Source organism: Lysobacter sp. HA18 (assembly GCF_054057595.1).
In genome coordinates, this window is the sequence record NZ_JBSRZL010000001.1 from 2,083,455 (window position 1) to 2,099,915 (window position 16,461).

Sequence of the window (16,461 nt, forward strand, 5' to 3'; positions counted from 1 at the left end):
ATTCCCATGAGCAACCATGCACACGAGAAGGTCGAGAAGAACGTCGGCCTGATGGCGATGCTGATCGCGGTGGTCGTCTCGTTCGGCGGACTCGCCGAGATCGTCCCGCTGATGCACCAGGCCGAGGCGATCAAGCCGCTGCCCGGCGTCAAACCCTACCCCGCATTGCAGCTCGCCGGCCGCGACGTCTACATCCGCGAAGGTTGCTACAACTGCCATTCGCAGATGGTGCGTACGCTGCGCTTCGAGACCGAGCGCTACGGCCACTACTCGCTCGCAGGCGAATCGGTCTACGACCACCCGTTCCAGTGGGGTTCGAAGCGCACGGGGCCCGACCTCGCGCGCGTCGGTGGTCGTTATTCCGACGACTGGCATCGCGTGCACCTCAACAATCCGCGCGACGTCGTGCCCGAATCGAACATGCCGGCGTTCCCGTGGCTCGAGGCGAACAATGTCGACGGCGACGACATCACCGCGCACATGAAAGCGCTGCGCTCGATCGGTGATCCGTACACCGATGCCGACATCGCGAGCGCTGCACAGGCAGTGTCCGGTAAGACCGAAATGGACGCCGTGGTCGCCTACCTGCAGGGCTTGGGCAAGAACGCACCGAGGGGAGGTTGAGCCATGGTCGCAGGCATCGTTACCGCCATCCTCCTGGTGTTGTTCATCGGCGGCTGGATCTGGGCCTGGCGGCCCGCACGCAAGCGTGAGTTCGACGCCGCCGCGCGTCTGCCGCTGATCGATTTCGAGGAGACTCCGCGATGAGCGCCAGCTGGTCGTGGTACGTGATCGCACTGGTCGCGCTGAATATCGTCGGCTGCGTGTGGCTGCTGTGGTGGACGTCGCGTCGCCGCCCCGGCGACCCCAAGCCGACCGACACCAGCCACATCTGGGACGACGATCTCACCGAATACAACAAGCCGTTGCCGCGGTGGTGGATCAACCTCTTCTACATCACGATCGTGTTCTCGATCGGCTACGTCTTCTGGTACGGCGGACTCGGCGCGCTGAAGGGTTACAGCGGCTGGTCGTCGCAGCGCGAGCACGAACTGCAGAAGTCGTCGGAGGACGCCAAGCTCAACGAGGCGTTCGCGGGCTTTGCCGGCAAGCCGATCGACGTCATCGCACGTGATCCGCATGCGGTGTCGATCGGCCACTCGATATTCGCCAACACGTGCTCGGGCTGCCACGGCTCGTCGGCGCGTGGGGCGATCGGTTACCCGAATCTCACCGACGACATCTGGCACTGGGGTGGCGCGCCGGATCGCGTCCTCGAAACCGTGCTCAACGGCCGCGACGGCGTCATGCCGCCATGGGGCAAGGTGCTGACCGGCATGGGCGGCCCGAACGCGGTCGACTATGTCGCGAGCTATGTGCAGTCGCTGTCGGATCCGAACGGCCTGCAGAACAACTACATGGCCGCGCAAGGCAAGACGCTGTACGACGGCGTCTGCGTTGCCTGCCACGGCCCGAATGGCAAGGGCAACAAGGAGATGGGCGCGCCCGACCTCACCGACGACTACTGGCTCTACGGTGGCGAGCCCGCGCAGATCGTCGCGACGATCACCAACGGCCGCCACGGCGTGATGCCCGCGCATCGCGAGCTGCTGGGTGACACGCGTGCGCGGCTGGTCGCCGCGTACGTGTGGTCGCTCTCGCACCCGCCGGTGCAGGTCGCGGCGAAGTAACGCGCATGAGCATCTCGCCCGCATTCGACCACCCGCCCCGTCCGATGGCGCAGCGCGTCGGCGCCATCCTGTGGCCGAGCTTCTTCGCCGCGGGCGTCGCGACGATGGTGTTCTTCGCCTACGTCGACCCGCTCGCGCTGCGCGACATGACGTTTCCGCAGATGCCGATGACGCGCGAGTTCGGCTACACGCTCGGCTTCTTCACCTTCTGGCTGGCGACGTCGGCGTCGAGCCTGTTCACCTGGATCCTGCTGAGGCCGGCGAGCCGCTTCAACCGCCCGCTGCCCGACGACGTGTGATGAGCCGTTCGATTCCGCTTGAAATGCTCGACGAGCCGTCAGGCCTCTACGTCAGCGAACGCAAGGTATATCCGCGCTCGGTGTCCGGGCCGCTGGCGAGGCTGCGCGTCATCGCCGTCGCATGGCTGCTCGGCATGTTCTACGTGTTCCCGTGGCTGCGCTGGGACGGCCGGCAAGCCGTGCTGTTCGACCTGCCCGCGCGCAAGTTCCATGTGTTCGCGCTGACCTTCTGGCCGCAGGACTTCCTGTTCCTCGCGCTGTTGCTGATCGTCGCCGCGCTCGCAATGTTCTTCTTCACCGCCCTCGCCGGCCGCCTCTGGTGCGGTTACGCGTGCCCGCAGACGGTGTGGACCGAAACGTTCCTGTGGATGGAGCGCTGGACCGAAGGCGACCGCGCCAAGCGCATGAAGCTCGACGCCGGCCCGTGGACGCGCGAGAAGATCCTGCGCAAGTCCGCCAAGCACGTGCTGTGGGCGACGTTCGCGCTGTGGACCGGCCTCACCTTCGTCGGCTTCTTCACTCCCATCACCGATCTCACAGCGCGCCTGCATCCGTTCGCGTGGGGCGGTTGGGAAACGTTCTGGGTGCTGTTCTATGCCGTCGCGACATGGGGCAACGCGGGCTTCCTGCGCGAGCAGGTCTGCAAGTACATGTGCCCGTATGCGCGCTTCCAGAGCGCGATGTTCGACCGCAATACGCTGCTGATCGCCTACGACCCGATGCGCGGCGAGCCACGCGGCCCGCGCAGGCGTGGCCTGCCGAGCGCGCTGGAACGCGCACGCGGACTGCTCGAAAAGGCGCTCGCCTACGACTACGTCTTCCGCGCCGCGCAGCATCCGACCGCGGCGGCCGCCGCGACCGGCGCGGGCGGCACGATCACCTTCGCGGGCGCAGGCGTCGTCGCCGAGCCGCTGCCGAAGTTCGCGGCCGAAGACCTCGGCGATTGCATCGACTGCACGATCTGCGTGCAGGTCTGCCCCACCGGCATCGACATCCGCAACGGCCTGCAATACGAATGCATCGCCTGCGGCGCATGCATCGACGCCTGCAACGACGTGATGGCGAAGGTCGGGTATCCGAAAGGGCTGATCCGCTACACCACGCAGAACGCGATCGACGGGCGCCGCAGCCGCGTCCTGCGGCCGCGCGTGTTCGTCTACGGCGCATTGCTGTTCGCATTGAGCCTCGGCTGGGCTTGGGGTGTCACGCACCGCGCACCGCTTACCGTCGAAGCCATGCGCGATCGCAATGCGCTGTATCGCCCGGTCGCCGACGGCGTCGACAACGGCTACACGCTCAAGCTCGCGAACAAGACCGATGCCGCGCAGCTCTATCGCATTCGCCTCGATGGTGCGCCGACGGGCCTTGAAATCCGCGGCGTTCCGGCTGCGGTCGCGGTCCCCGCGCAAACCGTCGTGCCGGTCGAAGTGCTCGTGCACGGGCCGCGCGACGCCAAGGGCCGCCGCAGCCTGCGCTTCATCGTCGAGTCGACCGACGGCAGCGTGCGCGACACCGTCGACAGCAGCTTCTTCGGACCCATGTGATGGACGAGCACGAACCCTCGAAGTGGGCCAACCCGGTGATGTGGCTGGTGATCGGCCTGCCGCTGGTGTCGATGGTGTTCGGCATCGGGCTGGCGGTCATTGCCAACCGCGATTCGGACGACGCGATCGTCGACAAGGTCGACCGCACCGCGCAAATGCAGGTCGCCGATCTCGGGCCGGATGCGTACGCGCAGCAGCATCGTTTGAGCGCCGTGGTGCGCGTCGGCGCCGGTGCCGTGCAGGTCATTCCGGTCAACGGTGATTTCGACCGGCGCGCGCCGCTCACGCTGCGCCTGCTGCATCCCGCGCATTCGTCCGCCGACGAAACGCTGACGCTGGCGCCGTCGCCCGACGGCTGGGAGTTGCCGCACGACGTCGATGCATCGCGCGAATGGAACGTGCGACTCGAGCCGCTCGATGGTCGCTGGCGCATCGGTGGGCGGCTGCCGAAAGGCCAGAAGGCCGTGCTGCTTTCGCCCGCGCTGACGGACAACGGTTGACGTGGACATGCGCGCCGCCCCGGTCGAACCGACCGCGGCCACCGGCTGCTGGCACTGTGGTGAGCCGCTGCCCGACACGCCCGCCTACGTGCGGCTGGACGACGCGACCCGCGCGTTCTGCTGCGACGGCTGCGCGGCCGCTGCGCAATGGATCCGCGACGCCAACCTCGACGACTACTACCGGCTGCGCAGCGAACGTCCATCGCGCGTCGGCACCGAGCCCGCGGACTCCGCCGTGTGGGATCGCGACGACGTGGTCGCCGGCCACGTGCGCGAGGTCGACGGCCTGCGCGAGATCACCGTCGTCACCGACGGCATGCGCTGCGCCGCATGTGCATGGCTGATCGATCGCGCGCTGTCGAACGAACCCGGCGTTCGCGATGTCGGCGCCAACGCGGTCACCGGGCGCATCCGCCTGACGTGGGACCCGGCGCTCACGACGCTGTCCGCACCGCTGCGTCGCCTCGCGCTACTGGGCTACCGTCCCTACCTCGCCGGTGGCATCGTCGACGAAGATGCACGCCGACGCGCGCGAAACCGCTCGCTGCTGCGCATCGGCCTGGCGAGTCTCGGCGCGATGCAGGCGATGATGTTCGGCGAAGCGCTATACCTCGACACGTCGGGCAGCATGCCGATCGCGACGCGTGACTTCCTCCGCTGGATCACGTTCCTCGTGTCGACGCCGGTCGTGTTCTACGCGGGTTGGCCATTCCTCGAAGGCGCATGGCGCGAGATCCGTCATCGCCGACTCGGCATGGACGTGCTGGTCGCGACCTCGACGTTGCTGGCGTACGTCGCGAGCGTGGTCGAAACCCTGCGCGGCGGTCCGCAGGTTTGGTACGACGCTGCCGTGATGTTCGTCTTCCTGCTGCTCGTCGCACGCACGCTGGAAGAGCGCGCCCGCGCCGCGGCGAACGCACAGGTCGATGCGCTCGCACGCGCACGCCCGGTGCTCGCGACGCGCGAGCTGGCCGACGGCACGCGCGAGACGATTCCGGTGAGCGCGTTGCAGGTCGGCAATGTCGCCTGCGTCGCCGCGGGCGAGCCGGCCCCGGCGGACGGCACCCTGCTCGACGACGAAGCGCGCTTCGAGGAAGCGCTACTCACCGGCGAACCGCACCCGGTCGCGCATCGGTCGGGTGACCCGATCTACGCCGGCACGCTGTGTCGCGATCGAACGGCACGGGTTCTCGTGACGCGCGTTGGCGCGGACACGCGGCTGTCCGAACTCACGCGACTGGTGGAACAGGCACAGGCGCATCGCCCGCGGCTTGCGCAGGTTGCCGATCGCATCGCGGGCGTGTTCGTCGTGGCGATGCTCGTCGTCGCGGCCGGGACTTTCGTCGCGTGGCGCATGCACGACCCGTCGCGCGCGCTCGAGGTGACGCTCGCGGTGCTCGCGATCTCGTGCCCGTGTGCGTTGTCTCTATCGATTCCGGCGGCGCTCGCTGCGGCGCACGGCGGCCTGGCGCGCATCGGACTGCTCGCGACTCGACCCGACGCGCTCGACCGCCTCGCGCGCGCCGACGACATCGTGTTTGACAAGACCGGCACGCTCACCGACGGTGGCGCGCAACGCGTTCGCGTCGAGGCATTCGACTTCGACGAATCCACCGCGCTTCGCATCGCCGCCGCGCTCGAACGCGACTCGACGCATCCGCTCGCCGCGGCCTTCGCCGGTATCGACGCGCCCGCGGCGACCGACGTGCGCGTGGTCGCCGCCAATGGTCTTGAAGGCCTCGTCGACGGCCGCGCATGGCGCATCGGCCGCGCGGACTTCGCTGCAGGTCGCGCGGACGACGGCGCGCTGTGGCTCGGCGATGGCCACATCGCAATCGCGCGCTTCGAGCTCGACGAATCGCTGCGCGACGACGCGTCGCCCGCCGTAAATGCGTTGCGCGACCAGGGCCTGCGCGTACACCTCGCCAGCGGCGATGCACACGAACGTGTGGACGCCGTCGCAGCGCGCCTGTCGATCGACAGTGCACGCGCACGCCAAACGCCCGAAGCCAAGCTCGCCTTCGCACGTGAGCTGCAACGCGAAGGCCGCGTCGTCGCGATGGTGGGCGATGGCCTCAACGATGCACCGGTGCTCGCGGGTGCGGACGTCTCCATCGCGATCGGCACGGGCGCGGCACTCGCGCAGCGTGCCGCGGATTTCGTGCTGACCGGCCGCTCGCTGTCGCGCCTCGCACAGGCCGTCGCTCTCGCGCGCCGCACGCGCAGCGTGGTGCGGCAGAACCTCGGCTGGGCGCTCGCCTACAACGTGCTCGCGCTGCCCGCCGCGGTGACGGGGCACGTCGCGCCGTGGCTCGCCGCGCTCGGCATGAGCCTGTCGTCGCTCGCGGTCACGCTCAACGCATTGCGACTTGCCCGGAGGCCCGCATGACCATCCTGTTGCTGCTCATCCCGCTGAGCCTGATGCTGCTGGGTGTTGCGATCGCCGCGTTCTGCTGGGCGGTGAAGCGCGGCCAGTTCGACGACCTCGACACGCCCGCGATCGACATCCTGCGCGACGAGCCGCCGCGGCAGGACTGACGTGGAGATCGCCTGGCTCACGCTCGCATCCGCGCTGCTGACGGGGCTCGTCGGCAGCGGCCACTGCGCGGTGATGTGCGGCGGCATCGCCACGGGTTTTCCGGCGATGGCACCACATGCGGGCTGGCGTTATGTCGTCGAGCCGAACCTCGGCCGCGTACTCGGCTATGCAATGGCGGGCGCGATCGCCGGCGGGCTCGGCCATGCGATCGTCGGCGTCGCGTCGATGCCGACGCTACGCATCGCACTGCGCGTCGGCACGGGCCTGGTCCTGCTGATCGTTGGCCTGCGCCTGTGGCGCGGCAGCGGATCTACGTCGCCCTATTCCACGCTCGGCAGCGGCCTATGGCGCCTGCTCAAGCCGCTGCAGCGACGACTGCTCCCAGCCACGACGACCGGTCGACGCCTCGCGCTCGGCGCGCTCTGGGGCTGGCTGCCCTGCGGACTCAGCACGACATTGCTGGCGGCGGCATGGATGCAGGCGAGCGCCGTTGGCGGCGCGACGACGATGGCGGCGTTCGGCCTCGGCACGCTGCCGGTGATGCTGCCGCTGACGTGGTCCGGTCAGCAGCTGGGTCGACGCCTGCTTCGCGGCCGGCTTCGCGAAGTTGCGGGTCTACTCGTTGCAACTGCCGGCGTCCTGACGATCACGGCGCCATGGCTGGTCGCATCGATGCCGCGACTGCACGGCCCACTCGCTGCGCTGGGCTGCGTTTCCGGCGCCTGATCAGGCGCGCTGGCGTGCGCGCGGGTCGACGGGCGCGCCGTCGCCATGTGCAAGGCGTTCGAGTTCGGCGGCGTCGAGGATCTCGACCTTGCGGCCGTGCACGGCGATCACGCCGTCCTCCTGCAAACGCGTGAACCCGCGGCTCACCGTCTCCAGCGCGAGGCCGAGAAAGCGCGCGATGTCTTCGCGGCTCATCGGCAGGCGCACCCGTTCGGTGGGCTCGCCGATCGTGCGCAGGCGCTCGATCAGCCCGTGCAGGAACAGCGCGATGCGTTCGTTCGCCTGGCGCCGCGACAGGATTTCCAGATGGTCCTGATCGCGCCCAACGCTCTGGCCGATGATGCGCATCAACTGGCGATGCAGCGCGGGCACGTGCGATGCGACGTCGCCCAGTTCCTCGAACGGCACTTCGCAGACGTTGGCGAGCGTCAGCGCCACCGCTTCGCAGCGATGGTGGCCGGTACCCAACGCATCCAGCCCGATCAACTCGCCGGGAAGATGGAAGCCGAGAACGCGCTCCTCGCCGTCCTCGCTCACCACCACCGTCTTGAATGCGCCGTCGCGCGCCACGAACACGGCGCCCATGCGATCACCCTGTCGGAACAGGCGTTCGCCGGCCTCGACCGGGCGCTTGCGACGCACGATCTGCTCCAGTTCTTCCAGACCCTCGCGCCCGATGCCCGCCGGCAGGCACAACTGCTGCAGCGAGCAGTGCGCGCAATCGTGGCGAAGGGTGACGACGTCGATGGCCGGTGCTGCCATGTCGCGGCGATCCGCAATCCAAACAAGTCACAGCTTAGCGGGTGGCCACGAGGTCGGGCGTTGCCCTTTGGGGAAACTTCGCATACCCGCTTAGCCAGTCACGGTTGATCCGGATCAAGTCGCCGCGAGCGCGCGTCCCTATCGTTTCCGGCATGGCGATGAACGATGCCCCGATCGACCGCGGCCTGCTTGAGCGCTACAACCGCCCGGGCCCGCGCTACACCTCGTACCCGACCGCGCCGCATTTCCGCGAGCATTTCGGTGACGCCGACCTGCGCGCCGCCATCGCCGCCAGCAACGGCGACCCGATCCCGCGGCGGCTGTCGGTCTACGTCCACGTGCCGTTCTGCAGCAGCCCGTGCTTCTACTGCGGCTGCAATCGCGTGGTGACGCGCGACAAGGCGCGTGGCGACGCATACCTCGCGCATCTCTACCGCGAGATATCGATGATCGCGCCGCAGTTCGACACCGACCGCGAGCTGATCCAGCTGCACTTCGGCGGCGGCACGCCGAATTTCCTGTCGCCGTCGCAACTGCGCGACTGCGTCGACGCGATCCGTCGCGCCTTCCGCTTTTCGCACTCCGCCGATCGCGACATCTCGATCGAACTCGACCCGCGCTTCGTCACGCCCGACGACATCCGCGAACTCGCACACATCGGCTTCAATCGCGCCAGCCTCGGCGTGCAGGATTTCGACCCCGACGTGCAGCTGGCCGTGAACCGCGTGCAGGGCGTCGACGAGACGCGCGCGGTGGTCGACGCCTGCCGTGCGCACGGCTTCCGCTCGGTCAACATCGACCTGATCTACGGCCTGCCGAAGCAGACGCCCGAGGGTTTCTCGCAGACGCTCGACGATGTGCTCGCGATCCGCCCCGATCGGCTCGCCGTCTACAGCTACGCGCATCTGCCCGAGCTGTTCCGCGCACAGCGACGCATCCACGAGTCCGACCTGCCATCGGCCGACGCGAAGCTCTCGCTGCTGATGATGGCGATCCAGCGCCTCACGCAGGCCGGCTACCTCTACATCGGAATGGACCACTTCGCGCTGCCCGACGACGACCTCGCGCGTGCGCAGGCACGCGGCGGCCTGCATCGCAATTTCATGGGCTACACGACGCATGCCGACAGTGATCTGGTCGGCGTCGGCGTCAGCGCAATCAGCCATATCGGCGACGTATTCAGCCAGAACCCGCGCGACCTGCCGAGCTGGGAAGCCGCGCTCGACGAAGGCCGCCTGCCCGTGTTCCGCGGCCTGCATCTGTCGGAAGACGACCACCTGCGTGCCGACCTCATCCAGGCGCTGATGTGCAGCGGTGAAATCCCGACGGATGCGCTTGAGCGCCGCTACGGCATCGACTTCGACGATTACTTCGGCCCTTGCCTCGAACGCCTCGCGCCGCTGGAGTCCGACGGGCTGGTGCGGCGCGACGGCGAGCGCATCGTCGCCACCCAGCGCGGCCGACTCCTCCTGCGCAATATCGCCATGTGCTTCGACGCCTACCTCGACACCAAAGCCGACGTCGTCCGCCCGAGTTTTTCGCGTTCAATCTGACGTGTCGCGACGGCGGCACGGCTGTCGCACCGCGTCCTGCCTTTCGCGGCGGCGTCGATTGCCGCGTCGGTCGTGCAGCCGCCTTTGACAGCCGCCGCTTCACTCCTACTATCTCAACGACTCGCGCGGAGGAAACACGTGGCGCATGAAATCAGTCGCAGGCCGGGGTATCTCGAAATCCGGTACCTCGGGCGCGTCGGCTACCGCGACCGCCTGGATGGCCTGACCGCGATGTCCGACGCGTACAGCACGACGTTGCCGGCCGCGCCCGTGCTCATCAACTTCCTCGATACGAACATCGCCGCGGATGTCGAAAACGAACATCGCGCCGACTACATGGCGACGATGATCACGCACCCGTTCTTCGTCGGACGTCGCATCGCGATGCTGGGCATCACCCCGGCACAGGCCGAGCCGGCGACCCTTGCCGCCACCGTCGCGAAGCTGGAGTTCGCGCGCTTCGAAGATCGCGATGCGGCGGTCGCCTGGTTGGCCGGGACAGTCGCGAACTTTCCGTAACCGGAGGTGGCGTAGCCTCGGACTGCCATCGCCGCGTTGACGCGGGCCGAGTTGGCGCGAATCGTCCAACGATCAGGCCCATTGCAGGATTTACGCCTACTGGAGCCGCCATGTCCCGCGCCCCGTCGCTATTCATTTCCCACGGCTCGCCGATGTTCGCCGTCGAGCCCGGCCTGCTCGGCCCCAATTTGCAGCGCATCGGCGCGGGCCTGCCCTCGCTGAGCGCGATCGTCGTCGTGTCGCCGCACTGGCAGACACGTGGCGTGCGCGTCACCGGTGCCCCTGCGCTGGAGACCATCCACGACTTCGGCGGCTTCCCGCCTCAGCTGTACACGCTGCAGTACCCGGCACATGGCACGCCTGAACTCGCATCGCGCGTCGTGCAGATGCTGCAGGCCGCGGGCTTCGACGCCGCGATCGACGCGCGTCGCGGGCTCGACCACGGCGCGTGGGTGCCGCTGCGTTACCTCAAGCCGACGGCGGACGTGCCGGTGCTGCAGGTATCGCTGCCGCAGGACATCGACGCGGCGGGTGCATTGAAGCTCGGTGCGGCGCTCGCGCCATTGCGCAACGACGGCGTGCTGGTCGTCGGCTCCGGCAGCCTCACGCACAATCTCTACGAGTTCCGCCAGCACATCGACGACCCGGAATACGCCCAGCAGTTCGCCGACTGGGTGGCCGATGCGGTCACGCGTGGCGATGCCGACGCGCTCGTGCACTACCGCGAACGCGCACCGCATGCCGCCCGTGCGCACCCGACCGAGGAGCACTACCTGCCGCTGCTGGTCGCGATCGGTGCAAGCGACGCCGGCGACCGCCGCGACCTCGTCGAAGGCGGCATGACCTACGGAACGCTGTCCATGGATTCGTTCGGGTTCGGGCTGCCGTCCGAGACCGTCGCACGCGCCTGAAAACACCCGACGAGTCGCGCGCATCCCACGCGTGACAACAGCCGGCGCCACCCTCGCGTACACGCCGTCGTGACATTCGGCATCACGACCGCTCGGCATAATCCGGCGGGGTTCCACCCGCACGGCCATTCCATGCATCCAGGCTCGAACCTGCGCTTTCTCGACGCGCCCGGCGAAGTCGCGGCATTACTGCGCGCGCACGACTGGAGTCAGTCGCCGCTCGGGCCACCGGAGCAGTGGCCACAGTCGCTGCGCAGCGTCGTCAGCCTGATGCTGCATTCGAAGTTTCCGATGTTCGTCGCGTGGGGGCCGTCGCTGGGCTTCCTCTACAACGATCCGTACGCGGAGATCCTCGGCACCAAGCATCCGGACGCGATCGGCCGCCCGTTCCAGGACATCTGGTCCGAGATCTGGCAGGACATCGGCCCGCTCGCCGAGCGCGCGATGGCCGGCGAAGCCGTCTACATGGAAAACCTGCCGCTGGTCATGCGACGCCGCGGCTACGACGAGCTGACATGGTTCACCTTCTCGTATTCGCCCGTGGTCGACGAACAGGGCGATGTCGCCGGCATGTACTGCGCGTGCACCGAGACCACCGACAGCGTCACCGCCGAGAAGACGCGCGACGCGCAGATGCAGCGCCTTCGTTCGCTCTTCGAGCAGGCGCCCGGCCTGTTCGCGCTGACGCGTGGCCGGCAGCACGTCTACGAGATCGCCAACCCCGCGTATTTCGAGTTCGTCGGGCGCGATAACATCATTGGCCTGCCCCTACGCCAAGCGTTGCCCGAACTCGACCAGAAGTTCGTCGACCAGCTCAATGAGGTCTTCGATACGGGCGTGCCGTACATCGGCCGTCGAATTCCGGTCGGGCTGATCCGGCGCGCGAACGGGGAGATCGAAGAACGCATCGTCGACTTCGTGTTCCAGCCGATCGTCGACGATGCAGGCCGCATCGATGGCATCTTCATCCAGGGCACCGACATCACCGAACAGGCCGCGGCCGAGCGTGATGCGCAGACCGAGCGCCGTCGCCTCGATGCGGTCATCGAATCGCTGCCGTCGGGTGTCGTGCTTGCCGATCCGAACGGCGCCCTGATGCGCGTCAACGCCGCGAACCGCGAGATCTGGGGCATGCACCCGATGTCATCCGGCATCGAGGAATACGGCGTGTGGCAAGGCTGGTGGGCCGACGGCTCGGAGCGGCAAGGCCAACCGCTGCAGCCCGAGGATTGGGCGCTCGCCCGCGCACTGCGCGGCGAAGTGGTGCGTGGCGACGTCGTCGAAATCCAGCCGTTCGGTGACCTGCCGCGTCGCACCCTGCTGCTGCAGGCGATGCCGATCCATCTCGACGACGGCAAGCTCAACGGCGCGGTACTCGCGCAGACCGACATCAGCGACCACGTGCGCGCGGAGGTCGAACTGCGTGCGAGCGAAGCGCGTTTCCGCACGATCACCAACGCGATGCCGCAGATGGTGTGGTCGGCGCGGCCCGATGGTCACGCCGACTATTTCAATCGCCAGTGGTACGAGTACACCGGCACGACCGAGGGCGATGCGGACGGCGACAAGTGGGCGCGCGCGCTGCATCCCGACGACCAGCCGGACGCGCTCGCACGATGGACGCACAGCCTTGCCACTGGCGAGGACTACGAGGTCCAGTACCGGCTGCGCCACCATTCCGGCGAATACCGCTGGGTGCTGGGCCGCGCCGTTCCGGTGCGCAACGAGAGCGCCACGATCATCCGCTGGCTGGGCACCTGCACCGACATCCACGAACAGCGCCTCGCGCAGAACGCGCTGGAACGCAGCGAACGCGCGCTGCGCCAGGCCGATCGCCGCAAGGATGAGTTCCTCGCGATGCTCGCGCATGAACTGCGCAATCCGCTCGCGCCGATCAGCACCGCATCGCAATTGCTGATGCTTACGTCGGACCCATCGCGCGTGCGCGCAGCCGGCGAAGTGATCACGCGACAGGTTCGACACATGACCGAACTCGTCGACGACCTGCTCGACGTGTCGCGGGTAACGCGCGGCCTGGTCCATCTCGAGATGGAGACGGTAAACCTGAAAGACGTCATCGGCAGCGCGATCGAGCAGGTTCGGCCCCTGATCGACGCGCGACGCCATGCCTTGCGCACGCGGCTTCCGGTCGGCGCGTTGTGGGTACACGGCGACCGCACGCGGCTGACGCAAATCCTGACGAACCTTCTCAACAACGCCGCGAAGTACACGCCGGAAGGCGGCGAACTCAATCTCGATGCGGAAGTCGCCGGCACCGGCGTCACGGTACGCGTGCGCGACAGCGGCCAAGGCATCGACCCCGACCTTCTGCCGCAGATCTTCGAATTGTTCACGCAGGCCGAGCGCTCGCCCGATCGCACCCAGGGCGGCCTCGGTATCGGCCTCGCGCTCGTGCGAAGCCTGGTGTCGCTGCATGGCGGCGTGATCACGGCCGAAAGCGCGGGCCGCAACCAGGGCGCGACCTTCGCCGTCAGCCTGCCGCTGGTTGACGCGCCCGCGTCGGGCCAAGTGCAGGACGTCGAGCCCACGCATGACTACACGCCGGTACTCGATGTCGTCGTGGTCGATGACAACGTGGATGCGGCGCAGACGCTGCAGACGCTGCTGCAGGCGCTCGGCCACCGCGTGCGCGTCTTCCATCGTGCGCTCGAGGCGCTCGACGGCATCGTCGACGAACCGCCGGACGTGGCCTTCCTCGACATCGGTCTGCCCGATATCACCGGCTACGACCTCGCGCGACAAATCCGTGCGCGCCTCGGCGATGAAACGGGCGTGCTGGCGGCGCTGTCGGGTTACGGGCAGCCGCAGGATTACGACGCGTCGCGCAACGCCGGTCTCGATTACCACCTCGTCAAGCCGCTCGATAACGTGCGGCTGCTCGATGTGTTGTCGCAGGTGGGTGCGGAGTCGGCGCGGCGTCGGGTCTAGCGGCGACGTTCTGTCTTCGATCAGCGGACGCGTCGGAAGAATCGCTGCGCCCTGCCCGGTTGCCCGTCGCTGACTAGATTCCGTCTGCAAACGAACGGGCCGTTGCGTTCGATCCGTGCGTCCCCACGTCGAAAAGGTCGAGCTTGCCGCGACGCGCATAAGCGCGACGGCTAAAGCCGCTTACTCGCACGGATGTCCCGTATGTCGAACACCAATCGCATCCCGTCCGCCGCGCAACGCGCCGACGGTCGCTTCCGCAACATCGACCCCGAGCGACCCGCGCCGGCGACCGATCGCAACGTCATGTGGGACTTCTTCTTCAACAAGCCGAAGAACACCGTCCCCGCAGCCCCGATTCCGGTGCGAACGCTGTCCCGCGCCGAGCTCGAGGCCGCGCCCGATCGCAGCCTGTATCGGCTCGGTCATTCCACGCTGCTGATCAAGCTTCGCGGACGCTGGTGGCTGACCGACCCGGTCTTCGCGAAGCGCGCCTCCCCTGTGCAATGGGCCGGCCCGCGACGCTTCCACGAGCCGCCGATTTCAATCGGCGACCTTCCGCCGATCCATGGCGTGCTGCTGTCGCACGATCACTACGATCATCTCGATCGCGCTGCGGTTCGCAAGCTCGCGAAAGCCGGCGCACGTTTCTACATGCCGCTCGGCGTCGGTGATCGACTCGCGCGCTGGGGCGTGCCCGCCGCGCAGATCCAGCAGTTCGACTGGTGGCAAGGCGCGGACATCGACGGCCTGCGCATCACCGCGACGCCCGCGCAGCATTTTTCGGGACGCTCATTGAGCGACCGCAACACCACGCTGTGGTGTTCATGGGTGGTCGAGGACGGCGACTTCCGCCTGTTCTTCAGCGGCGACAGCGGCTACTTCAGCGGTTTCCGCACCATCGGCGAACGCTTTGGTCCGTTCGACGTGACGTGCATGGAAACAGGCGCCTACAACGAGAACTGGCCGGGCGTGCACATGCAGCCTGAGGAAACCGTGCAAGCACACGAGGATCTGCGCGGCGCGTGGCTGCTGCCAATCCACAACGGCACGTTCGACCTGTCGATGCACGCCTGGTACGAGCCGTTCGAACGCGTCACCGCGCTCGCGCACGCGCGCGGCATCCCACTGACGACACCCGCGTTCGGCGAGCGCGTGCAACTCGAGGCACCGCATCCCGGCGCGCCGTGGTGGCGAATGGTATCGGACGTGGCTGGAGCGGAACTGCATCCGCTGGAGTCGACGCGCTGATCGTCAGTCGTCGCGCTGCATCACGCGGATAGCATTCGCAGTCGGGACTTCCTGCCGCCTGGCGTACGGCAGTTGCGACATTACGTGACGCAACGAAGACGTCGACCTGATCGCAAAGGCGGAGACATCCATCGATGCCGCGACGATGCACGGCATGCAGCGTGAATTGTGGTGCCCGGAGCGGGACTCGAACCCGCACGACATGGTCGGGGGATTTTAAGTCCCCTGCGTCTACCGGTTTCGCCATCCGGGCACGTGCATAGCTTACGACCGGCGCGAGCCTCGTCGGAAAAAACAAAACCCCGCATCGCTGCGGGGTTCTGATCTGGAGGCCGAGGTCGGAATTGAACCGGCGTACGCGGATTTGCAGTCCGCTGCATAACCACTCTGCCACCCGGCCGGGAGGCGTCAGGCGCACTATCGAAGCGTGCCCCTGAAAAGACAAGACCCCGCGAGCGGGGTCTTGTCAAACGGTTCCGATGCTCTGGCTCCGATGAATCTGGAGCGGGAAAAGGGACTCGAACCCTCGACCCCGACCTTGGCAAGGTCGTGCTCTACCAACTGAGCTATTCCCGCGGAACAGGCTGCGCATTTTACGGGTGCAGCCGGCCGTGTCAACACCTGAAGCACGACATGAACGCGGTTATGCCGCGCGCGTATGCACGTCCTTGGTCAGCACGGGCCACGCCGCGCGCAGGTACGCCCATCCTGACCACAGCGTGAGAAGAGCCGCAGCGGCGAGCAGCCATTCGCCGATCGAGAAGATCGGCAGGCCGAGGAATTTCGCCTGATACAGCAGGCACTCGAGCGCGACCATCTGCACGATCGTCTTCAGCTTGCCGATCGCCGCGACCTTCACCTTCGCGCGCTGGCCAAGCTCGGCCATCCACTCGCGCAGCGCGGACACCGCAATCTCGCGGCCGATGATCACCGCGGCCCACAGCGCCATCCATTTCGTCGGATGCACCTGCACGATCAGCAGCAACGCGACAGCGACCATCAGCTTGTCCGCCACCGGATCGAGGAACGCGCCGAACGCGGAATACTGGTTGTATGCGCGGGCGATCCAGCCATCGAGCCAGTCGGTGATCGACGCGATCGCGAACACCGCGGCCGCGGCGAAATTCGTCCACGGATACGGCAGGTAGAACACCACCACGAGCACCGGGATCAGTACGATCCGGATGAGGGTGAGGATGGTCGGAACGGTGATGCGCATG

General features: G+C 67.5%; 16 protein-coding genes and 3 tRNA genes. 14 read left to right on the plus strand and 5 right to left on the minus strand.

Going from position 1 to position 16,461, the window contains the following annotated elements; genetic code table 11:
* Positions 1-6 precede the first annotated feature (6 nt).
* The 9 genes from ccoO to ACVWWW_RS10390 are packed head-to-tail and all read left to right on the plus strand — an operon-like array spanning position 7 to position 7,299.
* Entirely contained in the window at positions 7-624 is a 618-nt protein-coding gene (gene ccoO / locus ACVWWW_RS10350; protein WP_027082111.1) for a cytochrome-c oxidase, cbb3-type subunit II, read from the plus strand.
* Between the two features lie 3 nt (positions 625-627).
* Positions 628-768 carry a cbb3-type cytochrome c oxidase subunit 3 gene (locus ACVWWW_RS10355; RefSeq protein ID WP_081671952.1) on the plus strand — a complete coding sequence of 47 codons (141 nt, stop codon included), beginning with the start codon at positions 628-630 and terminating at the stop codon, positions 766-768.
* Positions 765-1,691, plus strand: a complete 927-nt coding sequence (gene ccoP / locus ACVWWW_RS10360; RefSeq protein ID WP_027082110.1) for a cytochrome-c oxidase, cbb3-type subunit III — start codon at positions 765-767, stop codon at positions 1,689-1,691. Before ACVWWW_RS10355 ends, ccoP begins: the two co-directional genes overlap by 4 nt.
* A 5-nt stretch (positions 1,692-1,696) precedes the next feature.
* On the plus strand, positions 1,697-1,990 hold the full coding sequence (locus ACVWWW_RS10365) for a hypothetical protein (protein ID WP_036141367.1): 294 nt from the start codon (positions 1,697-1,699) through the stop codon (positions 1,988-1,990).
* Entirely contained in the window at positions 1,990-3,534 is a 1,545-nt protein-coding gene (locus ACVWWW_RS10370; RefSeq protein WP_027082108.1) for a 4Fe-4S dicluster domain-containing protein, read from the plus strand. The genes ACVWWW_RS10365 and ACVWWW_RS10370 overlap by 1 nt, the downstream gene beginning before the upstream one ends.
* Positions 3,534-4,034, plus strand: coding sequence for a FixH family protein (locus ACVWWW_RS10375; RefSeq protein ID WP_027082107.1), 501 nt, complete (start codon positions 3,534-3,536; stop codon positions 4,032-4,034). The genes ACVWWW_RS10370 and ACVWWW_RS10375 overlap by 1 nt, the downstream gene beginning before the upstream one ends.
* Before the next feature lie 7 nt (positions 4,035-4,041).
* The gene (locus tag ACVWWW_RS10380) at positions 4,042-6,423 is read left to right on the plus strand and encodes a heavy metal translocating P-type ATPase (protein WP_027082106.1); all 2,382 of its coding nucleotides are present in this window, start codon (positions 4,042-4,044) and stop codon (positions 6,421-6,423) included.
* Entirely contained in the window at positions 6,420-6,572 is a 153-nt protein-coding gene (ccoS, locus tag ACVWWW_RS10385; RefSeq protein ID WP_027082105.1) for a cbb3-type cytochrome oxidase assembly protein CcoS, read from the plus strand. The genes ACVWWW_RS10380 and ccoS overlap by 4 nt, the downstream gene beginning before the upstream one ends.
* Position 6,573: 1 nt before the next feature.
* Positions 6,574-7,299, plus strand: coding sequence for a sulfite exporter TauE/SafE family protein (locus tag ACVWWW_RS10390; RefSeq protein ID WP_027082104.1), 726 nt, complete (start codon positions 6,574-6,576; stop codon positions 7,297-7,299).
* Here the strand turns inward: ACVWWW_RS10390 and ACVWWW_RS10395 are convergent, their stop codons facing one another.
* On the minus strand, positions 7,300-8,061 hold the full coding sequence (locus tag ACVWWW_RS10395; RefSeq protein WP_036141363.1) for a helix-turn-helix domain-containing protein: 762 nt from the start codon (positions 8,059-8,061) through the stop codon (positions 7,300-7,302).
* A gap of 152 nt (positions 8,062-8,213) precedes the next feature.
* On the opposite strand from ACVWWW_RS10395, the gene hemN reads away from it, so the two are divergent.
* From hemN to ACVWWW_RS10420, 5 genes are all read left to right on the plus strand, one after another.
* Positions 8,214-9,614, plus strand: coding sequence for an oxygen-independent coproporphyrinogen III oxidase (gene hemN, locus ACVWWW_RS10400; RefSeq protein WP_027082103.1), 1,401 nt, complete (start codon positions 8,214-8,216; stop codon positions 9,612-9,614).
* 138 nt (positions 9,615-9,752) lie between these two features.
* Complete coding sequence (locus ACVWWW_RS10405; RefSeq protein WP_027082102.1) at positions 9,753-10,133, plus strand: hypothetical protein; 381 nt, start codon at positions 9,753-9,755, stop codon at positions 10,131-10,133.
* Positions 10,134-10,243: 110 nt separating this feature from the next.
* Complete coding sequence (locus ACVWWW_RS10410; protein ID WP_027082101.1) at positions 10,244-11,044, plus strand: DODA-type extradiol aromatic ring-opening family dioxygenase; 801 nt, start codon at positions 10,244-10,246, stop codon at positions 11,042-11,044.
* A gap of 132 nt (positions 11,045-11,176) precedes the next feature.
* A complete protein-coding gene (locus tag ACVWWW_RS10415; RefSeq protein WP_051234781.1) occupies positions 11,177-13,993 on the plus strand; it encodes a PAS domain-containing protein in 2,817 nt (938 codons plus the stop codon).
* Positions 13,994-14,194: 201 nt separating this feature from the next.
* On the plus strand, positions 14,195-15,241 hold the full coding sequence (locus ACVWWW_RS10420) for an MBL fold metallo-hydrolase (protein WP_456998689.1): 1,047 nt from the start codon (positions 14,195-14,197) through the stop codon (positions 15,239-15,241).
* Positions 15,242-15,410: 169 nt separating this feature from the next.
* On the opposite strand, the gene ACVWWW_RS10425 is transcribed toward ACVWWW_RS10420, so the two are convergent.
* The 4 genes from ACVWWW_RS10425 to pgsA form a co-directional block, all read right to left on the minus strand.
* Positions 15,411-15,494, minus strand: a tRNA-Leu gene (locus ACVWWW_RS10425).
* 73 nt (positions 15,495-15,567) lie between these two features.
* Positions 15,568-15,641: transfer RNA gene (locus tag ACVWWW_RS10430), tRNA-Cys, on the minus strand.
* A gap of 100 nt (positions 15,642-15,741) precedes the next feature.
* Positions 15,742-15,817 (minus strand) — tRNA-Gly (locus ACVWWW_RS10435).
* Between the two features lie 67 nt (positions 15,818-15,884).
* Positions 15,885-16,460 carry a CDP-diacylglycerol--glycerol-3-phosphate 3-phosphatidyltransferase gene (gene pgsA, locus ACVWWW_RS10440; RefSeq protein ID WP_027082099.1) on the minus strand — a complete coding sequence of 192 codons (576 nt, stop codon included), beginning with the start codon at positions 16,458-16,460 and terminating at the stop codon, positions 15,885-15,887.
* Between the last annotated feature and the right edge of the window lies 1 nt (position 16,461).

Bases quoted from the DNA above. Each gene is read 5' to 3' on its own strand.
- ccoO (WP_027082111.1), top strand. From the start codon at position 7: ATGAGCAACCATGCACACGAGAAGGTCGAGAAGAACGTCGGCCTGATG.
- ACVWWW_RS10355 (WP_081671952.1), top strand. From the start codon at position 628: ATGGTCGCAGGCATCGTTACCGCCATCCTCCTGGTGTTGTTCATCGGC.
- ccoP (WP_027082110.1), top strand. From the start codon at position 765: ATGAGCGCCAGCTGGTCGTGGTACGTGATCGCACTGGTCGCGCTGAAT.
- ACVWWW_RS10365 (WP_036141367.1), top strand. From the start codon at position 1,697: ATGAGCATCTCGCCCGCATTCGACCACCCGCCCCGTCCGATGGCGCAG.
- ACVWWW_RS10370 (WP_027082108.1), top strand. From the start codon at position 1,990: ATGAGCCGTTCGATTCCGCTTGAAATGCTCGACGAGCCGTCAGGCCTC.
- ACVWWW_RS10375 (WP_027082107.1), top strand. From the start codon at position 3,534: ATGGACGAGCACGAACCCTCGAAGTGGGCCAACCCGGTGATGTGGCTG.
- ACVWWW_RS10380 (WP_027082106.1), top strand. From the start codon at position 4,042: ATGCGCGCCGCCCCGGTCGAACCGACCGCGGCCACCGGCTGCTGGCAC.
- ccoS (WP_027082105.1), top strand. From the start codon at position 6,420: ATGACCATCCTGTTGCTGCTCATCCCGCTGAGCCTGATGCTGCTGGGT.
- ACVWWW_RS10395 (WP_036141363.1), bottom strand. From the start codon at position 8,061: ATGGCAGCACCGGCCATCGACGTCGTCACCCTTCGCCACGATTGCGCG.
- hemN (WP_027082103.1), top strand. From the start codon at position 8,214: ATGGCGATGAACGATGCCCCGATCGACCGCGGCCTGCTTGAGCGCTAC.
- ACVWWW_RS10410 (WP_027082101.1), top strand. From the start codon at position 10,244: ATGTCCCGCGCCCCGTCGCTATTCATTTCCCACGGCTCGCCGATGTTC.
- ACVWWW_RS10415 (WP_051234781.1), top strand. From the start codon at position 11,177: ATGCATCCAGGCTCGAACCTGCGCTTTCTCGACGCGCCCGGCGAAGTC.
- ACVWWW_RS10420 (WP_456998689.1), top strand. From the start codon at position 14,195: ATGTCGAACACCAATCGCATCCCGTCCGCCGCGCAACGCGCCGACGGT.
- pgsA (WP_027082099.1), bottom strand. From the start codon at position 16,460: ATGCGCATCACCGTTCCGACCATCCTCACCCTCATCCGGATCGTACTG.